This window comes from Streptomyces sp. NPDC007088 (assembly GCF_042869355.1).
Taxonomy (GTDB): Bacteria; Actinomycetota; Actinomycetes; order Streptomycetales; family Streptomycetaceae; genus Streptomyces.
On sequence record NZ_JBIAFO010000004.1, the window covers coordinates 346,941 to 365,570 of the forward strand.

Sequence of the window (18,630 nt, forward strand, 5' to 3'; positions counted from 1 at the left end):
CCGGCGGGGCGGGAGGCGGTCAGACGGTCGTGCGCGCGCCGCGCCGGGAGGACTGCTCCGCCTTCGCGTCCGAGGGGGAGCGGCGCGCCGGGACCCGGAGCATGACCAGACGCCGGGCCGCGCCCAGACGCCGGCGGTAGCCGCGGTGCGTGTGCCGCGCGAGCACCAGACCGAGAACGAGCGAGGCGACGATCCAGGCCCCGACAATGACGAGGATCAGGCCGAGAAGATGCACGGCGATCGCCGCCTTTCCGTCCGGGAGACCGTTGCCGGTCCTGACCTGTTCCCCACCTTCTTGCCGTGAGGGGCAGGCGTACACCTGTTCTTTGCGGGACCAGTATGACCCCTGAGACCGCCTCGGGCCCGGTCCGTTCCGGGGTTGCCTTCACAGCGAGGGGATTTGCCGCCGTTCGTCCGCGGCCGCGGCCGCCCGCCGGCTGAGGGCGCCTCCACCGCCCTCAGCCCTGACGCCCGGTGATCCACCGGTAGGCGGCCGCCGCGCCGAACTCCGCCTGACCGCCCCGGAACAGCAGGTCCGCCGCGGCGAACTCCGCCTCCCCGGACCGGTCCGCGAGGTAGGGGACCGCCACGCAACGCATCCCGGCCGCGTGCGCCGCCTCGACCCCCGGACCGGAGTCCTCCAGGACCACGCAGTCCGCCGGGGCCGTGCCCAGCCTCCTCGCCGTCTCAAGGAACACGTCCGGGGCGGGTTTCCCGTGCGCCACCTCGTCCGCCGAGACGTACAGCGCGAAGTGGCCGGCGAGTCCGGTGCCCGTGAGCACGGCGCCGATGGCCTCGCGCGAGGAACCGGAGGCCACCGCGAGCGGCACCCCCGCACCGTGCAGCAGCTCCACCAGTTCCCGCATCCGCGGGTACACCTCGGTCGATGTCCGGGCCAGACCGAGATAGATCCGGTTCTGCTCGGTGAGGAGGTCCGCCACCTCCTCGCGCAGTCCGTACCGCTCGCGCCAGTCGGCCAGCGTCTCGCGCGTGCTGATGCCCACGTACCGCTCGTGCTGCTCCCAGGTGAGCGTGACGCCTCGTGCGGCGAGCAGCCGCCGCCCCGCCTCGTAGTAGTTCGGCTCGCTGTCCACGAGGGTGCCGTCGAGATCGAAGAGGACCGCGGTGTCCGCCGGTGCCGTACGCGTGGTGCTCATGGACCCCAGCATGCCAAGCGGGGCGGACCGGCCCGGCCAGGGGCCACCCCCTCGCCCCTCGTCGCCGGGTCGTGCCCCGGCGGCGGCCCCCTGCTACCGTCGGCGCGTCGAGCGCGCCGATCACCGCGCTCAGGGCCGAGAGGGGACCAGCAGTGAGCGGCACAGACGCCGGGCGGGCGTACATCGGATCTTTCACCGCGGCCGGTGGGCGGGGCCTCCTGACCGCCTCGGTCGACCCGCGGACGGGAGCGCTGACCGTCCTGCACGCCCTCGACACCGTTCCCGACCCGTCCTACCTCGTGCTCGCGCCCGGAGGCGGACGCCTCTACGCGGTGAGTGAGACCACCCCCGGCGCGGTCGCCGCCTTCGACACCACGGGAGAGCACCCGCGACCGCTCGGCGCACCCGTCCCGGTCGACGGGGACGGGCCCACCCACCTCGGCCTCTTCGACGGCCACGTACTGACCGCCAACTACAACTCGGGCAGCGTCAGCGCTCTCGCCCTGCGCCCCGACGGCGGTCTCGACCCGGAGCCGAACGTCGTCGTGCACAAGGGCTCGGGCCCGCACCCGCAGCGCCAGCAGGAGCCGCACGCGCATCAGGTGCTCGCCGACCCCTCGGGCCGCTGGGCGGTCTCCGTGGATCTCGGCACCGACTCGCTGCGGGTCCTGCGCCTCGTGGGCGGTGCCCCGGTCGTCCACCGGGAGATCGCGATGCGCCCCGGGTCCGGCCCCCGGCACCTCGCCTTCCACCCGGACGGCCGGCACCTGTACGTCCTCAACGAACTCTCGCCGACGCTCACCGTGTGCCGGTGGGACGCCGGCGAGGGGGATCTGCGCGCCCTGAGCGAGACCGCGCTGCTCCCGCAGGCGCCCGCGGGCGACGCCTACGGTTCCGCCGTGCGGGTGTCCTCCGACGGCCGGTTCCTGTGGGCGGGCGTGCGCGGGGAGGACGTCGTGTCGGTCTTCGCGCTGGGCGCCGGCGGGTCCACCACCCGGCTGGTCACCACCGTGCCGTGCGGAGGCGAATGGCCCCGCGACGTCACGATCGACCCGAGCGGCCGCTTCCTCTACACCGCCAACGAGCGCTCGGGCACGGTGGTCTGGTTCGTTCTCGACCCCGAGACCGGTCTGCCCCGACGGGCGGGCAGCGTGGACGCGCCCGCGGCCTCCTGCGTCGTCCTCAGCTGAGCCGCGGCGTCGTCGAGAGATCCGGGAGGGTCCGAGGGGCATGCCGACGGGCCCGCCCCGGAGAACCGGGGGCGGGCCCTGTGGATGAGCACGCGCCGCGCGGAAGGCGCTCCCGCGCGGGGTGGGGCGGCCCGGCGCGACGCCTCAGCGCTGCGGGAACCCCGCGGGCTGCGCGGGGGCGATGCCCAGGGCGGCCATGTACTTCGACAGCACCAGTTTCCCTATGGCCGGGTACGAGCCGAGCGGCTCGGCGGTCGGGCAGGCCGCCTCGGCGGCCGCCGCCTGGAGCAGTCCCTCGTCCAGTTCGGGACCGACGAGGTAGGGGGCGAGGGCCAGCTGCGTCGCGCCGGAGCCGCGCAGCTCCTCGGCGGTCGCAGCGATGGCCCCCTCCTGGTCGAGGGCGGCGGCCATGACCGGCACGGCGAGCCGCGCGGCCAGCAGCATCCCGGTGATCCCCGCAGCCTGCACCGCCTCGTCCCCGCCGACCGAGGCGAGGATGATGCCGTCCGCCGCCGTCGCCACCGTGAACAGCCGGGCCCGGTCGGCGCGGGCGAGGTTGGCCTCCGACAGGCGCACGTGCAGCGCCTCGGCGAGCAGCGGATGCGGGCCGAGGACGTCCGTCAGCTCCGCCACCGCGCGGCTGTCGTTGACGGCCTGACGCACCCGGCGCAGCAGGGCGCTGTCGGGGCCGGCGAGCAAGGGGACGACGACCGCGACCGGACCGTCGTCGGCCGCGATCCCGGCGCCGGCCGCCCTGGCCTGCTCGCGGCGTGCGAAGCGCTCCTCGGAGGCGTGCGCGAGCACGGCCTGGAGCTGCGGGAACTCGGCCTGGACCGGATCGGTCTCGGTGCTGTCCAGGTAGCCGACCCGGGCGTCGAGGCCGGGCAGCTCGGAGCGGGCGATGCTGGTGACCTCGTCGGCCAGCGCCCTGGTCTCCTTGCCCGGGGTACCGGGAACGGCCAGGACGAGGGCGGGGGCGTTGTCGGGAGCGACCGCGGGCTCGGGTCGGCGGTGCCGTCCCGACTGGCGAGGTCGAGGCATTCGTACGGGCAGGCCGGATGCGGGCCCAGAGGGGGTGCTCATGGCGCCGCATGGTACTGGTTTCCACCGTGCCGCCGTTCGGGGAGGGGGCGGCTGAGAGGTATCCGTCCTGATTTATCCGGTCGTTGATACGGGGATAAACCATTCAGTCCCCGTTTCCGTCCGTTCCGCCCCCCGAGACCATGCAGGCGGGGGGCCGGAGCGGGGCACCGCCGCACCCCGGCGCGACGGGTCGTGCGCCGCCGGCGCACACCGCAACGGGCGATCCCGTTCGTCCGGTGCCCCCTTGACGGGAAGAGCCGCCCACGGGTGCCCGACGTCCGCTCCCGCCGACGTCGGGGGCGGGCCGCCTCGGGCCGTCCGGTCCGCGCGGAAGGGCTCAGAGGCGGCCCGGTCCGACGACGGTGAGCAGGCGTCCGTCCGTCGGCAGACGCAGGGATTCCGAGGCGAGTGCCGAGGCGATGACGACCGACCCGTGCAGCGGGTCCCCCTCCGCCGGAGTGCGCCGCACCCCGGGCAGCAGCCGCGCCAGGTCCTCGGCCAGCGGGGCGAGTAGCGGTTCGCCCATCCGGAACAGGCCCCCGGTGAACGACACTTCGGGCTCGCCACCGGAGGGGCAGACGGCTCGGGCGGACTCCGCGATGTGCGCGGCGGCCCGGCCCAGGACCTCCCGCGCCACCCGGTCGCCCCCGGTGGCGGCGGCCGCGACCTCCGGGGCGAAGGAGGCGAGGACCGCGGCCCGGTCGGTGCGCGGGTACAGCTGTCCCGGAAGCCCGCCCGCAGGACCGAACAACCGCTCGGCGCGCTCCAGCAGAGCGGCCGATCCGCCGCCGCGACCGTCATGGGCGCGCAGCGCCGCCTCCAGCCCCGCCCGGCCGATCCACGCGCCGCTGCCGCTGTCGCCGAGCAGATGGCCCCAGCCGTCGGCCCGCCGCCACGTGCGCAGATCGGTGCCGAGCGCGATCATCCCGGTGCCGGCGGCGACCACGGCGCCCGGCCGCTGTCCGAGGGCACCCGCGTAGGCGGTCACCGCGTCGGCGGCCAGCGCGAGCCGCGCGACGCCGAACTCCCGCTCCAGCGCCACCGGCAGACCGGCGCGCAACTCGTCGCCGAGGGTCGCCATACCGGCGGCGCCGACGGCGAGCGCCACGACCCGTTCCCCGTCGGCCAGCGCCGAACGCACCATCGGCACGAGCTGTTCGAGCAGATGCGGCGCGGAGATCCCGCCCGGCCCGGTGCGCACCGGCTCCCGGGACACCAGCGGGGCGGACACCTCCCGTCCGGCCCGCGCCACGGCCACCCGCAGCCCCGAGCCACCGGAGTCCACGCCGACGACGACAGGCTCCCTCCCACGCGCGGCGACGGGTCCGGGGGGCGTGGAACTCATGCGGGACTCCGGGGGAGGGGCGGACGGCGACGGCGGCACCCTACCCCCGTCCTGGCGGGGTCGGGTGGCCGTCATGGGGCCGGTAGAGTGATCTCCCGTGGCAGGACGACCCTTGAACGAAGTTGTCGAACCCGGCTGGGCCCGTGCGCTGGCCCCCGTCGCGGGGCGGATCGCCGAGATGGGCGACTTCCTGCGCGCGGAAGTGGCGGCCGGACGGACCTACCTCCCGTCGGGGGCGAACGTACTGCGCGCCTTCCAGCAGCCCTTCGACGACGTGCGGGTCCTGATCGTCGGCCAGGACCCCTACCCCACCCCGGGCATGGCCATCGGGCTGAGTTTCGCCGTCGCCCCCGAGGTACGCAGGCTGCCGGGCAGTCTCGTGAACATCTTCCGCGAACTCCAGTCGGACCTCGGTGCGCCGCAGCCCTCCAACGGGGATCTGACGCCGTGGACCCGGCAAGGTGTGCTGCTCCTCAACAGGGCGCTCACCACCGCGCCCGGCAAGCCCGCGGCGCATCGCGGCAAGGGCTGGGAAGAGGTCACGGAGCAGGCCATCCGCGCGCTGGTGTCCCGGGGGAAACCCCTGGTGTCGGTGCTGTGGGGGCGCGACGCCCGCAACCTGCGGCCCGTCCTCGGCGACCTGCCCGCCATCGAGTCCGCCCACCCCTCGCCGATGTCGGCGGACCGCGGCTTCTTCGGCTCCCGCCCCTTCAGCCGTACGAACGAACTCCTGGAGCGGCAGGGCGCCCAGCCGGTCGACTGGCGCCTGCCGTAGCGCGTGGGCGCGCAGGCGGGCCCACGGTCAGCCGCGGGGCACCGTCTCGGCGAGTGTGCGGCGGACGCCGGCGATCAGACCCGGGCCCACCCGGCAGCACCCGCCGATCAGCCGGGCCCCCGCCGCGTACCAGTCGCGGGCCAGGGACGCGTCGAACCTCGGGCCGCCGCGCCAGCCGCGGGCGTGCGCGTCCCACACCTCACCGCTGTTGGGGTAGGCCACGCCGGGTTTCCCCGTGACCCGCACGGCGAGGGCCACGGCCTCGGCCACCTCCTGCGGATCGCAGCAGTTCACCCCCACGGCCACCACCTCCTCGGACTCGGCGGCCACCGCGAAGGCCTCGGCCAGCGGCTGCCCCGCGCGGGTCTCGCCGTGCGCCGCGCTGAACGAGAGCCACACCGGAAGCCCGCAGCCGCGCACCGCCGCGACCAGGGCCCGCGCCTCCTCGGCGTCCGGGACCGTCTCCAGGGCCAGCACGTCGGCGCCCGCGGCGGCCAGCACCTCGATCCTGGGCCGGTGGAAGCGCTCCAGCTCGGCGACGGACAGCCCGTAGCGTCCGCGGTACTCCGAGCCGTCCGCGAGCATCGCCCCGTACGGGCCGACCGAGGCCGCGACCCAGCGGCTCCCCGAGGCGCGCGCCGTCCCGACCGACAGGCGCAGCAGCGCGACGGTGCGCTCGGGCCCGAGACCGCGCCGGGCGAAGCCCTCGAACGTGGCCTGGTAGCTCGCCGTCGTCGCGACCTCTGCGCCCGCCTGGGCGTACGCCCGGTGCGCGGCGAGCAGGGCCTCCGGCTCGTCCGCGAGCAGACGCGCCGACCACAGGGCGTCGTCGAGCGGGTGACCGGCCGCTTCGAGCTGGTTCGACAGACCCCCGTCGAGGACGACCGGCCCGGCCGCGAGCGCGGCGCTGAAAGACGTGCGGTTCATGAGACCAGGCTAGAGCGCCGGGCCTGCCGGGCCGGCGGACGCGTGGGCCCGGCAGGCCCGGCGCCCGTCAGTCCCCGAACTGGACCGGCCGGTGGGCCTTGAACTGACTGCCGGACTTCAGGCCGTAGGTCAGCGAGCGGTGGTCGGTTCCGTGGCTTCCGCGCTGTTCGTAGGCCGTGTAGGAGCTGTGGGCGGTGTTGTTCCACTTCTCGAAGATGACGACGTGCCGGGAGCTGCTGTCGCCGATGGCGTCGATGACCAGATCACCGGGCTTGAGCTGGCTGATGGCGATCGGGCGGGTGAGGCTGCGCGTCCTGGCCAGCGCGACGGTGTTGGGGCCGGGCTTGGCCAGCCCGAGGGCCATCGAGGCGTAACCCGAGCAGTCCTGACGGTAGCCGTCCCGCCACTTCTTGGCCTGGCTGTACGGGACCTGACGGCCCCGGTTGGCGGTGAGCCACACGCGGGCACGCTGAAGGGTCTGCCCACGGGTGCTCTTGGCCGCCGCCGAGGGCGGTCGCGCCGAGGAGGCGGCCACGGCTGTCGTGAAGCGCGACGGCGTCGCCTCCTGAGCGTGGGCGGGGAGAGCGGTCGCACCGCCGGTGAGCATGACGGTGACGGCGAGCGTGGACAGGGTGGTCATGGTCCTGCGCATGGGGAATTCCTCGTTCTCTGCTGACGTCCGGCCCCTCGCCCGCCCCGGCGGGGGGCCGGGGGGAGAGCGGGTAACGGGAGCACTACCCTGCGCGATCACCGTGGAACCGCCTTTCTCTCTCATATCGGGAGAAAGGGAACGCGTGCGTGAACGGCGACAAGGTGCGCGGGTGGGGCGCGTCCTGGTCCTGGTTGCCGCGCCCGGCGCGGGCTTGTACGGTGACCGTCGTAATACGATGGTTCTCGTACTAAGGTCAGGCCGTTCCGAGGCCGACCCCCGACGACTGGAAGTGGTGTCCCGCGTGAGTGCGCTGTTCGAGCCCTACACCCTGCGTTCGCTGACCGTCCGGAACCGGCTCTGGATGGCACCCATGTGTCAGTACAGCGCCGCCCCCGAAGGCCCCGGTCTGGGGGTGCCCACCGACTGGCACTTCCAGCACCTGGCGGCGCGCGCGGTGGGCGGCACCGGCCTGATCCTCACGGAGGCCACCGCCGTCAGCCCCGAGGGACGTATCAGCCCGTACGACCTCGGGCTGTGGAACGACGCGCAGACCGCGGCGTTCCGGCGCATCACCGACTTCCTCAAGGCCCAGGGTGCCACCCCCGGTATCCAGATCGCCCACGCCGGGCGCAAGGCGTCGACGGAGCGGACCTGGGTGGACCGCGGCGCGCCCCTGCCGCCCGAGGCGCCCTACGGCTGGACTCCGGTCGCACCGAGCGCGCTCGCCTTCTCCGCGGAGCACACCGTGCCCGAGGAGCTGAGCGTCGAGGGCATCCGCGAGATCGTCGAGCAGTTCGCCGCGACCGCCCGGCGCGCCCTGGAGGCCGGTTTCGAGGTCGCCGAGGTGCACGGCGCCCACGGTTACCTCGTCAACCAGTTCCTCTCCCCGCACAGCAACCGCCGCACCGACGCCTACGGCGGCTCCTACGAGAACCGGGTCCGTTTCCCGCTGGAGGTCGTGGACGCGGTGCGCGCCGTGTGGCCCGAGGAACTGCCGGTGCTCTTCCGGATCTCCGCGACCGACTGGCTCAGTGAGAACGAGGAGGACGGGCGGGAGGGCTGGACCGCCGACGACACCGTGCGCTTCGCGCGTCAGCTGAAGGAGCACGGAGTCGACCTGCTGGACGTCTCCACCGGCGGTAACGCTCCCGACGCGAAGATCGTGGCCGGCCCCGGTTTCCAGGTGCCGTTCGCGGAGCGGGTCAAGAGGGAGACCGACCTCCCGGTCGCCGCCGTCGGCCTGATCACCGAGCCCCAGCAGGCCGAGAAGATCCTCGCCGACGGCAAGGCCGACGCGATCCTGCTCGGCCGCCCGCTGCTCACCGAGCCCTCCTTCGCTCTGCGCGCCGCCCAGGAACTCGGCGACCAGCCCTTCCTCGCGCAGCCCTACCACCGCGCGCTCTGACCCCGGCGGACCCGGCCGCCCCGACCGAGAACACCTGGGTCGAACGGGCGGCCGGTCGCTGTCAGGCGGTGCGTGACCACCGGCGTCCGGCTCCTGGAGCCGACCCCCGACACCGTCGACGCGGCGTGTTCTCTGTCCGTGCGGCCCGGCCAGCGGCATCTGGTGGAGCCGGTGGTGCGCTCCCCGTCCGAGGCGTACGTGCACGAGGACATCGCCTGGCCCCGGCTGATCGTCGACGGGGAAGCGGCCCGTCGGGTTCGGCATGGCGTTCTCCGGTGTGCCGTTCCCCGCCGACCCGCCGACCCGCCGACCCGCCGGGGCTGGAGGCGACTGACCGCCATCTGGCGCCCAGGGCCCGACGGCCCCGGGGTCTTCTGCCGGCGGCTGGGATTCCGGCGCACCGGAGAGACGAGTGAGGATCAGGTGGTGGGCGCACTCGACCCGGAGCACGGCCCGGGGGCCGCCCGCCTCGTGGAGCCGGGCCGCGCGAGGGCGCCGACGTACGATGGCAGAGCCCCAACGAAGCGCCCGCCCCCCGATCCCCCCCGCTCGTCCCCCCTCAGGTATCTCGACTGGAGCCCCCGTGACGACCACCGCCGTCGGCAGCCGAGAACTCCCGCATCCGGAGCGCGAGGACATCCGCCTCGAAGAGGTGCTGCACGCCCTCGCCGACCCGATGCGGCTGCGCGTGGTGCGCGAACTGGCCGGCGAGGGCCGTGAGCTGACGTGCTCGGAGGTCGAGCTGCCGGTCACCAAGTCCACCTCGACGCACCACTTCCGGGTGCTGCGCGAGAGCGGGGTGATCCAGCAGGTGTACCGGGGCACCGCCAAGTTGAACGGGCTGCGCAGGGCGGACCTAGACGCCCTGTTCCCGGGGCTGCTCGACCGGGTGCTTGCCGCCGCCGCCCTGCAGTGTGAGCGGCTCGACGGCTGAGGGCTCCCCGGCCGCACCGGTTCCCTGCCCGTCCGCCCCGTCCTCGCGGCCGGGCAGATGGTGGAAGAGCAGGTTCAGCACGATCGCCGTGAGACAGCCCGCGCTGATCCCGCTGTGCATCACCGTCTGGAACCAGTCGGGGAATCCGTCGTACACGGTCGGCACCCCGACCGGCAGGAGCCCCACCGCGAGCGAGACCGCGACCACGGTCAGATCGTGCTCACCCCGCAGACCGGTCCGCGCCAGGGTACGGACCCCACTGGCGGCGACCGTCCCGAACATCACCACGCCCGCGCCGCCCAGCACCGGGGCCGGGATCGCCGCGACCACCGCACCGAGCTTCGGCAGCAGGCCGAGCAGGACGAGGATGCCACCCGCCGTCGCCACCACCCAGCGGCTGCGGACCCGCGTCATCCCGACCAGGCCCACGTTCTGCGCGAAGGCCGTGTACGGAAAGGTGTTGAACACTCCGCCGAGTACGGTCGACAGCCCGTCGGCGCGCAACCCGTCGGCCAGCGTACGGGGTTCGGCCGGGCGCCCCGTCATCTCGCCCACCGCGACGATGTCCCCGGAGGTCTCCGTCATGCACACCAGCGCCACGATCAGCATCGAGACGATCGCCCCCGCCTCGAAGGACGGAGCACCGAAGTGGAAGGGGGTGCTGACGCCGAACCAGTCCGCGTCGCCGACCGCGCCGAAGTCCGTGAAGCCCGCCGGGATCGCGACCAGGACACCCACCAGGATGCCCACGAGGACCGCGACCCGGCTGATCAGGGGCGGCGCGAAACGCTGCACACCCACCACCACGACCAGGACGAACGCGGCCAGCGCGATGTTCTTCGGTTCCCCGAAGTCCTTCGAGCCCTCGCCGCCCGCCACCCAGGCGCCCGCGACCGGCAGCAGGGACAAGCCGATGATCAGGATGACCGTGCCGGTCACCAGCGGCGGGAAGAAACGCAGCAACCGGCCGAACACCGGCGCCAGCAACACCATCGCGAGCCCCGAGACGATGACCGCGCCGTAGATCGCGGGGAGCCCTCCCTGGCCCGTCCCGATGAGGACCATCGGTGCGACGGCCGCGAAGGTGCAGCCCTGCATGATCGGCAGCCGTACGCCGAAGCGCCATACGCCGACGCACTGGATCAGGGTCGCGATGCCCGATATCAGAAGGTCGGCCGTGATGAGGTAGGCCAGATCGGCCGGCGGCAGCTTCATCGCCCCGCCCACGATGAGTGGAACGGCCACCGCCCCCGCGTACATGGCGAGCACGTGCTGAAGGCCGAAGGCGGCGAGTTGCGCCGCGGGCGGCACCTCGTCGACCGGGTGGACGGCGGGTGGTGCGGACTGCGTCATGGGGACTCCCAGGAAACGGGCCGGGGGGCGGGGAAGGCGGACCGTGCGCGGACGGTGGGGGAGGCGTGGGGCACCTGGCTGGAACCGTAGGGCGCTTGAACAATCTGTTGATTACGCCCGTGTTTCGGCGTCGTGACCCGCCTGGCCGCCTTCCTGCCGGGCGGACGACCGGCCGCCTGTGCCGCGCCCGGCTCCGCTCGGGCCCCGCCGGCCGCCCCGCCGTCCGGTTTCAGCGCCCGGCCCGGGGTGCCTCGGCCCGTCTCCCGAGTGCTCCACCCGAACCGGCGGCCATCCGTTTCCGGAGCGGACCGAACCGCCCTCTCCTCGTGTCGGGGCGTCAGGGCGTCAGGACAGTCCCCGCATCCGGTGGATCTCACTGCTCTGCTGGGACACCACGTCGTCGGCCATCTCCTCGACCTGGAGGTTGTTGCCCTGCGCGAGCACCTCGGTCGCCATCGTCACCGCGCCCTCGTGGTGAGCGATCATCAGCTTCAGGAACAGCTTGTCGAAAGCGGCCCCCCGGGCGGCGCGCAGCGTCCTGAGCTGTTCCGGCGTCGCCATCCCCGGCATGGACGCGTGGTCGTGACCGCCGGACCGCTGCTTGTCCTTCCCGCCGTTGTTGGCGAGCCAGCCCTTCATCGCCTCCGTCTCGGGCCCCTGCGCGGCGGCGATCCTTCGCGCGAGGCGTTCGACCGCGCCGGACCCGGCCCGGTCGGGCACCAGCCCGGTCAGGGTCAGAGCCTGCTCGTGGTGCTCGATCATCCGGGTAACGTAGCGAAAATCGGCCGAGTTGGGGCTGTCGTCCTCGGACTTGCGCGCGGCCTGCGGAGACAGGGTCCTCGCGGCCTCGCCGGGTCTGCCGGGAGCGATCACCGAGGGGCCGCCCGCCGCCGCGTCCGGCTTCGCGTCCGCTCCCTCGGCTCCGGAGTCGCAGCCGGTCAGCGCCAGAGCCAGGCACAGCGCGCCGGCCGCCAGCAGGCCGCCCGCCCGCCTGTGGTGCGCGACGATGCGGGCAGGTGCGGGCGAAAGGTGCCGAAACACAGTGAACCTCCTTGACGGGCCGGGGCGTTGGCGGCCAGTACAACACCCCGTCGCTGTTAAAGATCGAAAGATTCCATGACGATCTCGTTGCCGACTGTTGATATGAGCATGAGGAGAACGATACTTCGACGAGTTCCTGAGTCGTTCAACTCCGCTCGCCCCCACAGGACTCGGCGGAGCCAAGGAGGAAGAGGAAGCAGTGACCCTGTCGACAACCCCCCGCACGCGTCGCAGACGTCTGGGGCTCACCGCTGTGACCGCCGGGCTGTTCGCCGCGTTGCTCACCGCGTCGCCCGCGGTGGCGACCCCGGACCCGGGCGACGCCCCCACCGCCACCACCGTCTCCACGAGCCAGGCCGCGCAGGCCAGGGCGGCGGTGAAGGACGGTGAGATACCCGCCCAGGACGAGATAGTCCACTCCGGCAATATCGAGCACCTCACCAACATCCCCAAGGACGCGCTGGCCGGCACCAACTCCGACCTCGCCTTCCAGGGGAAGTACGCCTTCGCCGGGAACTACGACGGCTTCCGAATCTTCGATCTGAGCGACCCGAAGAAGCCGCGTACCGTCGCGCAGGTGCTGTGCCCCGGTTCGCAGAACGACATCACCGTCTCCGGCGACCTGCTCTTCCTGTCCACGGACTCCTCGCGCAGTGACGACTCCTGCGACAGCACCACGCAGCCCGCGACCGAGAAGTCCTCCTGGGAGGGCATGAAGGTCTTCGACATCAGCGACAAGCGCAACCCGAAGTACGTCGCGGCCGTCGAGACCGCCTGCGGATCGCACACCCACACACTGGTGCCCGAGCGCAAGGACGTGTACATCTACGTCTCCTCGTACGCTCCCAGCGCCACCTTCCCGGACTGCCAGCCCCCGCACGACGGCATCTCCATCATCAAGGTGCCGCGCAAGGCCCCGCAGCAGGCGAAGGTCATCGACTTCCCGGTGCTGTTCCCGGACGGCGGCAACCCGGGCGCGCCCACCAACCCGGGGGTCTCCGCCACCACCGGCTGCCACGACATCACCGTGCTGCCCTCGAAGGACCTCGCGGCGGGCGCCTGCATGGGTGACGGCATCCTCATGGACATCAAGAACCCGGCCCGCCCGAGGATCATCGACCGGGTGCAGGACAACGTGAACTTCTCCTTCTGGCACTCGGCGACCTTCAACCAGAAGGCCGACAAGGTCGTCTTCACCGACGAGCTCGGCGGCGGCGGCGCGGCCACCTGCAACGCGGAGATCGGCCCGAACCGCGGCGCGGACGGCATCTACGACATCGTCGGAAAGGGGGACAGGCGCAAGCTCGTCTTCCGCAACTACTTCAAGATCCCCCGCCACCAGGCCGACACCGAGAACTGCGTCGCGCACAACGGCTCGCTCATCCCCGTCAAGGGCCGCGACCTCATGGTCCAGGCGTGGTACCAGGGTGGTGTCTCGGTGTGGGACTTCACCGACTCGCGCAAGCCGCACGAGATCGCCTACTTCGAGCGCGGTCCGCTCAGCACCCAGACCATGCAGACGGGCGGTTCGTGGTCGGCGTACTACTACAACGGCTACATCTACTCGAACGACATCGCGAAGGGCTTCGACGTCCTCAGGATCGACGACCGCAGGACCGATCCCGCCAAGCGGATCAAGCTCGGTGAGCTGAACGTCCAGACCCAGCCGGACTACTTCGACTGAACCGTGGACCGTACCGGGTGACCACCTGACCCGGACACGGCGCGGCGGACCCGCCCGGAGGGGCGGCCCGCCGCGTCGTGCGTTCTGCGTGCGCCCGCCGGTGTGCGCGGGGCCTCAGCCCACCAGCGCGAGGACGGGCCGCAGTCCGGCGGGACGGGCCGCGACCGGCAGGTGCTCGACGTAGTGCACGGCACAGCCCAGGGCGGCGGCCCCGCCGTCCGCCTGCCGGTCGTCCCCCACCATCAGCGTGTGTCCGGGAGCGACGCCGAGTGCCTGACAGGCGGCGGCGAACAGCCGCGCGTCCGGCTTCTGCACGCCGTGCTCGTAGGACAGCGCGTAGGTGTCGACCAGGGCGTCGAGACCGTGGGCTCGCAGGACCGGGCGCAGGTCCCAGCCGATGTTGCTCACCACCCCCGTCGCCAGACCCCGCGCCCGCAGCGTCGCCAGCACCTCGTGTGCGTCGGGGTAGGGCTGCCAGGCGGCCGGGGTCATGTGCCGTTCGTACAGGGCGTCGTACAGGTCCTCACGCGGCAGCGGGACCTGGCGGGCCAGCCCCGTGTACGCCGCCCGGTGCGCGGCGGCGCTCTCGTCCCTGACCGCCCACAGCGCGGCGAGTCCGGCGGGCAGCCGCGCCGGGTCCCCCGGCCTGCCGCCGGGCTGGGCCCCGGCCAGCTCCAGCTCCGCGGCCAGGCGCGACACCTCAGCCTCCGGTACGGAGGTTCCGGACGCGACCAGCCCTCCACGCAACCAGGACTCGGCGCTCTCGATGCGCAGCAGGGTCCCGGAGAAGTCGAACAACACCGCCTTGAACGTCATGCGGCGATCCTCGGTGCGGGACGGAGAGCGGGTCAAGGGCCCCTCGCGCCGCCTGGCCGCGCGGCTCAGGCTCCGGTGGCCCGCCGCCCCCGGACCCGCCCCGCCATCAGCACGAGCAGCGCGCCCAGCAGCCAGCCGCCCACGACGTCCGAGGGCCAGTGGACACCCAGCCAGACGCGGGTCAGCCCCACTCCCGCCACGCTGACCGCGGCCACGGCCAGCGCGGTCCACCACAGCACGGCGCCCGCCTCGTACAGCCGCAGCAGCCACAGGACGAGCCCGCACACCACGGTCGCGGTCAGCGCGTGCCCCGAGGGGTAGGAGGCGAAGTGCGCCGAGTCCACGGGATCGGGCCACACCGGGCGCTCACGGCTCACGGCCGCCTTCAGGAGCTGCTGGAGGACGGTGCCGAAGACGCAGACGCCCGCACACCACCAGGCGAGCTCGCGTGCCCCGGTGCGCAGGAGCCACAGGACGAGCAGCGCCGCGATGATCCGCATGGTCCACGGGTCCCACACCCAGTCCGACAGGACGCGGCTGACCCGGGTGAGACCAGAGTGTTCGACCGCGGCGCGGTGCACCGGCCGGGCGACCGACTCGTCGAGGGACAGCAGGGGAGACCACCGGGCGGCCACGAGCGCGAGCAGCAGGGCGGAGAGGCCGCCGAGCACATACGTCGTCACAGCGGCGCCAGGGGCGCGGGCTCGGTCGGGGGCGGTGGGGGGCGCCGTCGTCATGGAGTGATCCTCGCGTACGGGAGAGAACCGGCCAACCCGCGGGAACGCGGGCGTACCGCGACGCCTACCCCGCAGGACGCCGTGTGCCCGTCCCTCCTGTCCGCCTCGTGTTGCCCGTACGCCTCCCGGCCGCGCTCGGGGCGCGCCGTCCGCGAGAGCGGGTGGACCGGACGCCGCACCGGTTCGGCGTGTGGGTTCAGCCGAGCGTGTGCAGCCCCGGGCCGAAGGCGACCAGGACGGGGACGAGGGGGACCAGGGCCCCGGCCGCCGTGAGCCGCAGCCGGCGGGCCGCCGTGAGCCGGGGCTTGGCCGCCAGCAGCCGGTCGACCCGCTGTGGCACATGCGCCCGGGGTGAGGGGCACGGGCCGAACACGCCCTTGTCCTCGTTCAGTTCCACGAGGGCCAGCGCCGTGGTCATGCGGCCGAACCGGCGAGAGGCGACGTCGTCGGCGGCCAGTTCGACGAGCCGGTGCATCTCGTCGCGGAACGCCGCGAACACCGGGACCTGCGGGAATCCCCTGGCCAGCGCGCCCGAGCAGTGCAGCAGCCAGTCGTGCCGCGCCTGGGCGTGTCCCTGCTCGTGGGCGATGACCGAGTCCAGCTGCCGCCCCTTGAGCCGGCGCAGCGCGGCCGTCGTGATCACGAGTTGTGAGGGGGCGCCGGGCAGCCACCACGTCTCGGGCCGGTCGCCCTCCAGCACCAGCAGGCGGTCCGTGCCGCGCTTCTCCCCCGGCAGGAGCGGGGAGCGTACGAGCAGTTCGGCGCGGTCGTGGCGCCTCCTGCGCCGGGCCTCGGCGACCTCGCGGGTGAGCATCACGATCGTCCACGCGCCTCCCGCGGCGAGCACCGTCGCCGTGGCGGCCGCCCACGGGCCGGAGCCGGCGAGCGCGTAGGCGTCGATGACCCCGTGCGGAGCGGGGGCGAAGAGATGGCCGCGGACCGCCTTCCAGGCGGCCGCCGCGCTCACCGCCATCGACAGGGCGCAGCACAGCAGGACCCCCACCACGACGCACTGCCACATCCACAGGGCGACGACGGGTTCGCGCTCCGTCCAGGAGGCCCGTGCGAAGACACGCGGTGCCAGCACGGCGGTCAGGGCGCCGAGCAGCAGCAGGGCGACGGGGACCATCATGCGTCCAGCCTATGAGGAAGCGTTCGGCGAAAGATACAGGCTTTCATGGCAAGTGACGTACGCCACGGCGCACGGGCGCGTGACGGCGCGTCAGCCGCCCGTCCTCGCGCCCCGGGGCGGGCAGGCGCAGGCTTCCCGGCCCTCCGTCCGCTGTTCGGTCCCGGCTCTCACACGGTCAGCAGCATCGCCAGCATGCCCATCCCCATGGACAGCCGGCAGGCCAGGGCCACCTCCCGCCGGTCGCCCCAGCCCGCCCGTACGGCGACCGCCGACGGGGGAGCGGTGGCGCCGTCGGCGGTCGCCGGAACCATGCGGGTACCGGTCCTCAGGACGTAGACGGCGTAGTAGACGAGCAGGGCCCCGGTCAGCAGCGGGACCCCACCCGGGCCCCCATGGCCCATGGCGGCGTGCGGGCCCGCCGGCGCGGCGCCCATCGCGGCCGCCATGTAGACCATGGCCACGGCGCCCACGAGGTGGTGCAGGTGATGAGCGGAGCCCGCGCGCGCGGACCACAGGGCCCGCAGCGCCGCCGCGCCGAACACGACGGCGTACACGGCCCACGTCCAGCGGGGCGGGTCGTACACCGCGGCGGGCAGCGCCATCACCGCCATGGCGAGCCCCATCAGGGCCTCGCTCCCCGCGGTGCGCCGCTGTTCCTCCACCGCGCTGCGCATCCGCAGCAGGCAGTACGCGGCCGTGCCCGCGCACAGGGCGACGAGCAGCCACGCGGCCGGCGCCGGAGCGTGCACGGCGACCTCCCCCGATCGACGACCTTGACGGGGGGATGATGCCCGGCGGGACCCCGCGCACACGCCGTCGACCGGACGCGCACAGAGGTGAACGGGGGTGCGCGGGGGGAGCGTGGACCGCGCACGGGCAGGGCGCGAGCCGTGTTTCCGTGGGCCCGGTGGGCGTCGCGCCGAAGTCGCCGGTCCTCAGCCGGGGATGCCGGCCGCTTCGAGGACGCCCATGCACGAGCGGTGTACCTGCCGGGCGGTGAGCCGCGGGTCCTGGACGTCGAGCATGTCCGAGACCACCTCCGCGGTGAAGGGCGCGCGCACCCCGTGCGCCCACAGCGCGCGGAGCATGGCGGTCACATGAGCACCGCCCTCGCCGGGCAGCAGCCGGTGGTGCCGGGCCTCGTACCGGGGGTCGCGCAGCGGTGTGCGCAGGGCGTCCGCCAATTGCACGGCGATGATCCGCTCGGCCGGTACGTCCGCGAGATCCTCCGGTCGCGCCCCCGACCGGGCCCAGTGCCAGCCGTCCACGAGCAGGCCGCCGTTGGGCTCGCCCGCCCCCTCCACGATCCGCCAGGCCTCGCCGAGCGTGCGCACGCCCGCGTACGGCAGGAACTCCAGGGCCACGCGCGCCCCGGCCGAGGCGGCCGCCTCGCACAGACCGGCGAACCCCTTGGTCAGGGCCTCGGCCGGCCGGTGGTCGAAGACGGTCGCGTGCAGCCGCTGGGGCCGGAAGACGCGTGCGAGGTGCAGGGCCGTCTCGTCGTTCTCGGTCTCCGCCCGTCCGCCCGCCCCGCCCCAGGCCGTGAGCAGTTCGATCTCGGTGAGCCGCAGACCGCGCTCGTCCAGCAGCGAGAGCATTCTGCGGTCCGTCCACCCGGCCTCCAGGGCGTCCCGGTACTGCTCCACGGAGAGGCCGAGCCCCGTGAAGCCGGCCTCCACGGCGGCGCCTACACGGTTCCCGAAGGGGACGGCGCGGAGGGTCTGGGCGCTGAGAGTCAGTTCGCGGGACACGTTAGTCATCCTAACGTTAAGCTCCTCAACTGCGGGAACGACGCACTTTGCCCGCGTACGGCCGCCGCCCTTGGGTGGCGGGAGGGAGTACACGAGATGTCCGACGAGGCGAGGGCCGACCGCCCGGCCGGGGCCCGGCCGCTGTGCTCGGTCGAGGGGCCGCGGGACGCGCCGGCGGACGTGCTGGCCGGTGCGCTGCGCCCTCGTCTCGCCCGCGTCAGCCAGGCGCTGCGCCGGGAGTGGTCGGCGCTGCCCGTGACGCAGACCCAGAGCGCCGTCCTGGAGAAGCTGTGCGCGCGGCCGCGCACGATCAGCGAACTCGCACGGGCCGAAGGGGTGCGTCTGCCGAGCATGACGCAGACCGTGAACCGCATGACACGTATCGGCTGGGTGAGCAGGCCGGGCGGGGCGGCGCGCGGACACCGGGTGATCCTCACCGAGGCCGGGCGCGCCGTGTTCGCCGAAGTGACCGCGGCCCGGGAGCACGCCCTCGCCGCGCGGCTCGCCGACCTCACTCCGGAGCAGCGCGCCACGCTGGCCGCGGCGCTCCCGGTGCTCGACCGTCTGTACGAGACGCGTCACGCGGGGCGCCCGGCCGTCGCCGAGCCCGGCCTCTGAGGGCGTCCGCTCCGCGGCCTCGCCCGGCGT

19 protein-coding genes are annotated in these 18,630 nt (G+C 73.7%); 6 read left to right on the forward strand and 13 right to left on the reverse strand.

Features of this window, described 5'->3' with window-relative positions:
* Positions 1-19: 19 nt before the first annotated feature.
* Positions 20-235, reverse strand: a complete 216-nt coding sequence (locus ACFYMP_RS09305; protein ID WP_388853076.1) for a hypothetical protein — start codon at positions 233-235, stop codon at positions 20-22.
* Positions 236-458: 223 nt separating this feature from the next.
* The gene (locus ACFYMP_RS09310) at positions 459-1,157 is read right to left on the reverse strand and encodes an HAD family hydrolase (RefSeq protein ID WP_388853079.1); all 699 of its coding nucleotides are present in this window, start codon (positions 1,155-1,157) and stop codon (positions 459-461) included.
* Positions 1,158-1,309: 152 nt separating this feature from the next.
* Here ACFYMP_RS09310 and ACFYMP_RS09315 point away from each other — a divergent pair, with 152 nt between their 5' ends.
* Positions 1,310-2,347: a lactonase family protein gene (locus tag ACFYMP_RS09315; RefSeq protein WP_388853082.1), complete on the forward strand. Its 1,038-nt coding sequence runs from the start codon at positions 1,310-1,312 to the stop codon at positions 2,345-2,347.
* 144 nt (positions 2,348-2,491) lie between these two features.
* Here the strand turns inward: ACFYMP_RS09315 and ACFYMP_RS09320 are convergent, their stop codons facing one another.
* Together ACFYMP_RS09320 and ACFYMP_RS09325 are read right to left on the reverse strand one after the other, a co-directional pair.
* Positions 2,492-3,430 (reverse strand): sirohydrochlorin chelatase, encoded by a 939-nt coding sequence (locus ACFYMP_RS09320; RefSeq protein ID WP_388853085.1) that lies wholly within the window; start codon positions 3,428-3,430, stop codon positions 2,492-2,494.
* 337 nt (positions 3,431-3,767) lie between these two features.
* The gene (locus ACFYMP_RS09325) at positions 3,768-4,775 is read right to left on the reverse strand and encodes an N-acetylglucosamine kinase (protein ID WP_388853088.1); all 1,008 of its coding nucleotides are present in this window, start codon (positions 4,773-4,775) and stop codon (positions 3,768-3,770) included.
* 97 nt (positions 4,776-4,872) lie between these two features.
* Here ACFYMP_RS09325 and ACFYMP_RS09330 point away from each other — a divergent pair, with 97 nt between their 5' ends.
* Complete coding sequence (locus tag ACFYMP_RS09330) at positions 4,873-5,550, forward strand: uracil-DNA glycosylase (protein ID WP_388853091.1); 678 nt, start codon at positions 4,873-4,875, stop codon at positions 5,548-5,550.
* Between the two features lie 27 nt (positions 5,551-5,577).
* On the opposite strand, the gene mmuM is transcribed toward ACFYMP_RS09330, so the two are convergent.
* Together mmuM and ACFYMP_RS09340 are read right to left on the reverse strand one after the other, a co-directional pair.
* Positions 5,578-6,477, reverse strand: a complete 900-nt coding sequence (gene mmuM, locus ACFYMP_RS09335; protein WP_388853095.1) for a homocysteine S-methyltransferase — start codon at positions 6,475-6,477, stop codon at positions 5,578-5,580.
* Between the two features lie 67 nt (positions 6,478-6,544).
* Entirely contained in the window at positions 6,545-7,129 is a 585-nt protein-coding gene (locus ACFYMP_RS09340; protein WP_388853098.1) for a hypothetical protein, read from the reverse strand.
* A 301-nt stretch (positions 7,130-7,430) separates the two neighbouring features.
* On the opposite strand from ACFYMP_RS09340, the gene ACFYMP_RS09345 reads away from it, so the two are divergent.
* Entirely contained in the window at positions 7,431-8,534 is a 1,104-nt protein-coding gene (locus ACFYMP_RS09345; protein ID WP_388853101.1) for an NADH:flavin oxidoreductase/NADH oxidase, read from the forward strand.
* Between the two features lie 583 nt (positions 8,535-9,117).
* Positions 9,118-9,468 (forward strand): ArsR/SmtB family transcription factor, encoded by a 351-nt coding sequence (locus tag ACFYMP_RS09350; protein WP_388853105.1) that lies wholly within the window; start codon positions 9,118-9,120, stop codon positions 9,466-9,468.
* Here ACFYMP_RS09350 and ACFYMP_RS09355 read toward each other — a convergent pair.
* Positions 9,391-10,821, reverse strand: a complete 1,431-nt coding sequence (locus tag ACFYMP_RS09355) for a nucleobase:cation symporter-2 family protein (protein WP_388853108.1) — start codon at positions 10,819-10,821, stop codon at positions 9,391-9,393. The two genes, ACFYMP_RS09350 and ACFYMP_RS09355, sit on opposite strands and share 78 nt — an antisense overlap.
* A 345-nt stretch (positions 10,822-11,166) precedes the next feature.
* The gene (locus ACFYMP_RS09360) at positions 11,167-11,862 is read right to left on the reverse strand and encodes a DUF305 domain-containing protein (protein ID WP_388853111.1); all 696 of its coding nucleotides are present in this window, start codon (positions 11,860-11,862) and stop codon (positions 11,167-11,169) included.
* A 199-nt stretch (positions 11,863-12,061) separates the two neighbouring features.
* Here ACFYMP_RS09360 and ACFYMP_RS09365 point away from each other — a divergent pair, with 199 nt between their 5' ends.
* Complete coding sequence (locus tag ACFYMP_RS09365; protein ID WP_388853114.1) at positions 12,062-13,546, forward strand: LVIVD repeat-containing protein; 1,485 nt, start codon at positions 12,062-12,064, stop codon at positions 13,544-13,546.
* A 114-nt stretch (positions 13,547-13,660) separates the two neighbouring features.
* On the opposite strand, the gene ACFYMP_RS09370 is transcribed toward ACFYMP_RS09365, so the two are convergent.
* The 5 genes from ACFYMP_RS09370 to ACFYMP_RS09390 form a co-directional block, all read right to left on the reverse strand.
* Entirely contained in the window at positions 13,661-14,362 is a 702-nt protein-coding gene (locus ACFYMP_RS09370; protein WP_388853117.1) for an HAD family hydrolase, read from the reverse strand.
* A 65-nt stretch (positions 14,363-14,427) separates the two neighbouring features.
* Positions 14,428-15,099, reverse strand: a complete 672-nt coding sequence (locus ACFYMP_RS09375; protein WP_388853120.1) for a phosphatase PAP2 family protein — start codon at positions 15,097-15,099, stop codon at positions 14,428-14,430.
* A gap of 196 nt (positions 15,100-15,295) precedes the next feature.
* On the reverse strand, positions 15,296-16,231 hold the full coding sequence (locus tag ACFYMP_RS09380; protein WP_388853123.1) for a M56 family metallopeptidase: 936 nt from the start codon (positions 16,229-16,231) through the stop codon (positions 15,296-15,298).
* A gap of 167 nt (positions 16,232-16,398) precedes the next feature.
* Positions 16,399-16,980, reverse strand: a complete 582-nt coding sequence (locus tag ACFYMP_RS09385) for a DUF5134 domain-containing protein (RefSeq protein ID WP_388853126.1) — start codon at positions 16,978-16,980, stop codon at positions 16,399-16,401.
* A 186-nt stretch (positions 16,981-17,166) separates the two neighbouring features.
* A complete protein-coding gene (locus ACFYMP_RS09390) occupies positions 17,167-17,991 on the reverse strand; it encodes a sugar phosphate isomerase/epimerase family protein (protein WP_388853130.1) in 825 nt (274 codons plus the stop codon).
* An 87-nt stretch (positions 17,992-18,078) separates the two neighbouring features.
* Between ACFYMP_RS09390 and ACFYMP_RS09395 the strand changes: the two genes are divergently transcribed.
* Positions 18,079-18,600 (forward strand): MarR family winged helix-turn-helix transcriptional regulator, encoded by a 522-nt coding sequence (locus ACFYMP_RS09395; RefSeq protein ID WP_388853133.1) that lies wholly within the window; start codon positions 18,079-18,081, stop codon positions 18,598-18,600.
* Positions 18,601-18,630 lie beyond the last annotated feature (30 nt).

Excerpts from the sequence above, each read along its gene's own strand:
- ACFYMP_RS09380 (WP_388853123.1), bottom strand. The coding sequence starts at position 16,231 with ATGATGGTCCCCGTCGCCCTGCTGCTGCTCGGCGCCCTGACCGCCGTG.
- ACFYMP_RS09355 (WP_388853108.1), bottom strand. The coding sequence starts at position 10,821 with ATGACGCAGTCCGCACCACCCGCCGTCCACCCGGTCGACGAGGTGCCG.
- ACFYMP_RS09310 (WP_388853079.1), bottom strand. The coding sequence starts at position 1,157 with ATGAGCACCACGCGTACGGCACCGGCGGACACCGCGGTCCTCTTCGAT.
- ACFYMP_RS09395 (WP_388853133.1), top strand. The coding sequence starts at position 18,079 with ATGTCCGACGAGGCGAGGGCCGACCGCCCGGCCGGGGCCCGGCCGCTG.
- ACFYMP_RS09370 (WP_388853117.1), bottom strand. The coding sequence starts at position 14,362 with ATGACGTTCAAGGCGGTGTTGTTCGACTTCTCCGGGACCCTGCTGCGC.
- ACFYMP_RS09390 (WP_388853130.1), bottom strand. The coding sequence starts at position 17,991 with ATGACTAACGTGTCCCGCGAACTGACTCTCAGCGCCCAGACCCTCCGC.
- ACFYMP_RS09375 (WP_388853120.1), bottom strand. The coding sequence starts at position 15,099 with ATGACGACGGCGCCCCCCACCGCCCCCGACCGAGCCCGCGCCCCTGGC.
- mmuM (WP_388853095.1), bottom strand. The coding sequence starts at position 6,477 with ATGAACCGCACGTCTTTCAGCGCCGCGCTCGCGGCCGGGCCGGTCGTC.
- ACFYMP_RS09320 (WP_388853085.1), bottom strand. The coding sequence starts at position 3,430 with ATGAGCACCCCCTCTGGGCCCGCATCCGGCCTGCCCGTACGAATGCCT.
- ACFYMP_RS09340 (WP_388853098.1), bottom strand. The coding sequence starts at position 7,129 with ATGCGCAGGACCATGACCACCCTGTCCACGCTCGCCGTCACCGTCATG.
- ACFYMP_RS09325 (WP_388853088.1), bottom strand. The coding sequence starts at position 4,775 with ATGAGTTCCACGCCCCCCGGACCCGTCGCCGCGCGTGGGAGGGAGCCT.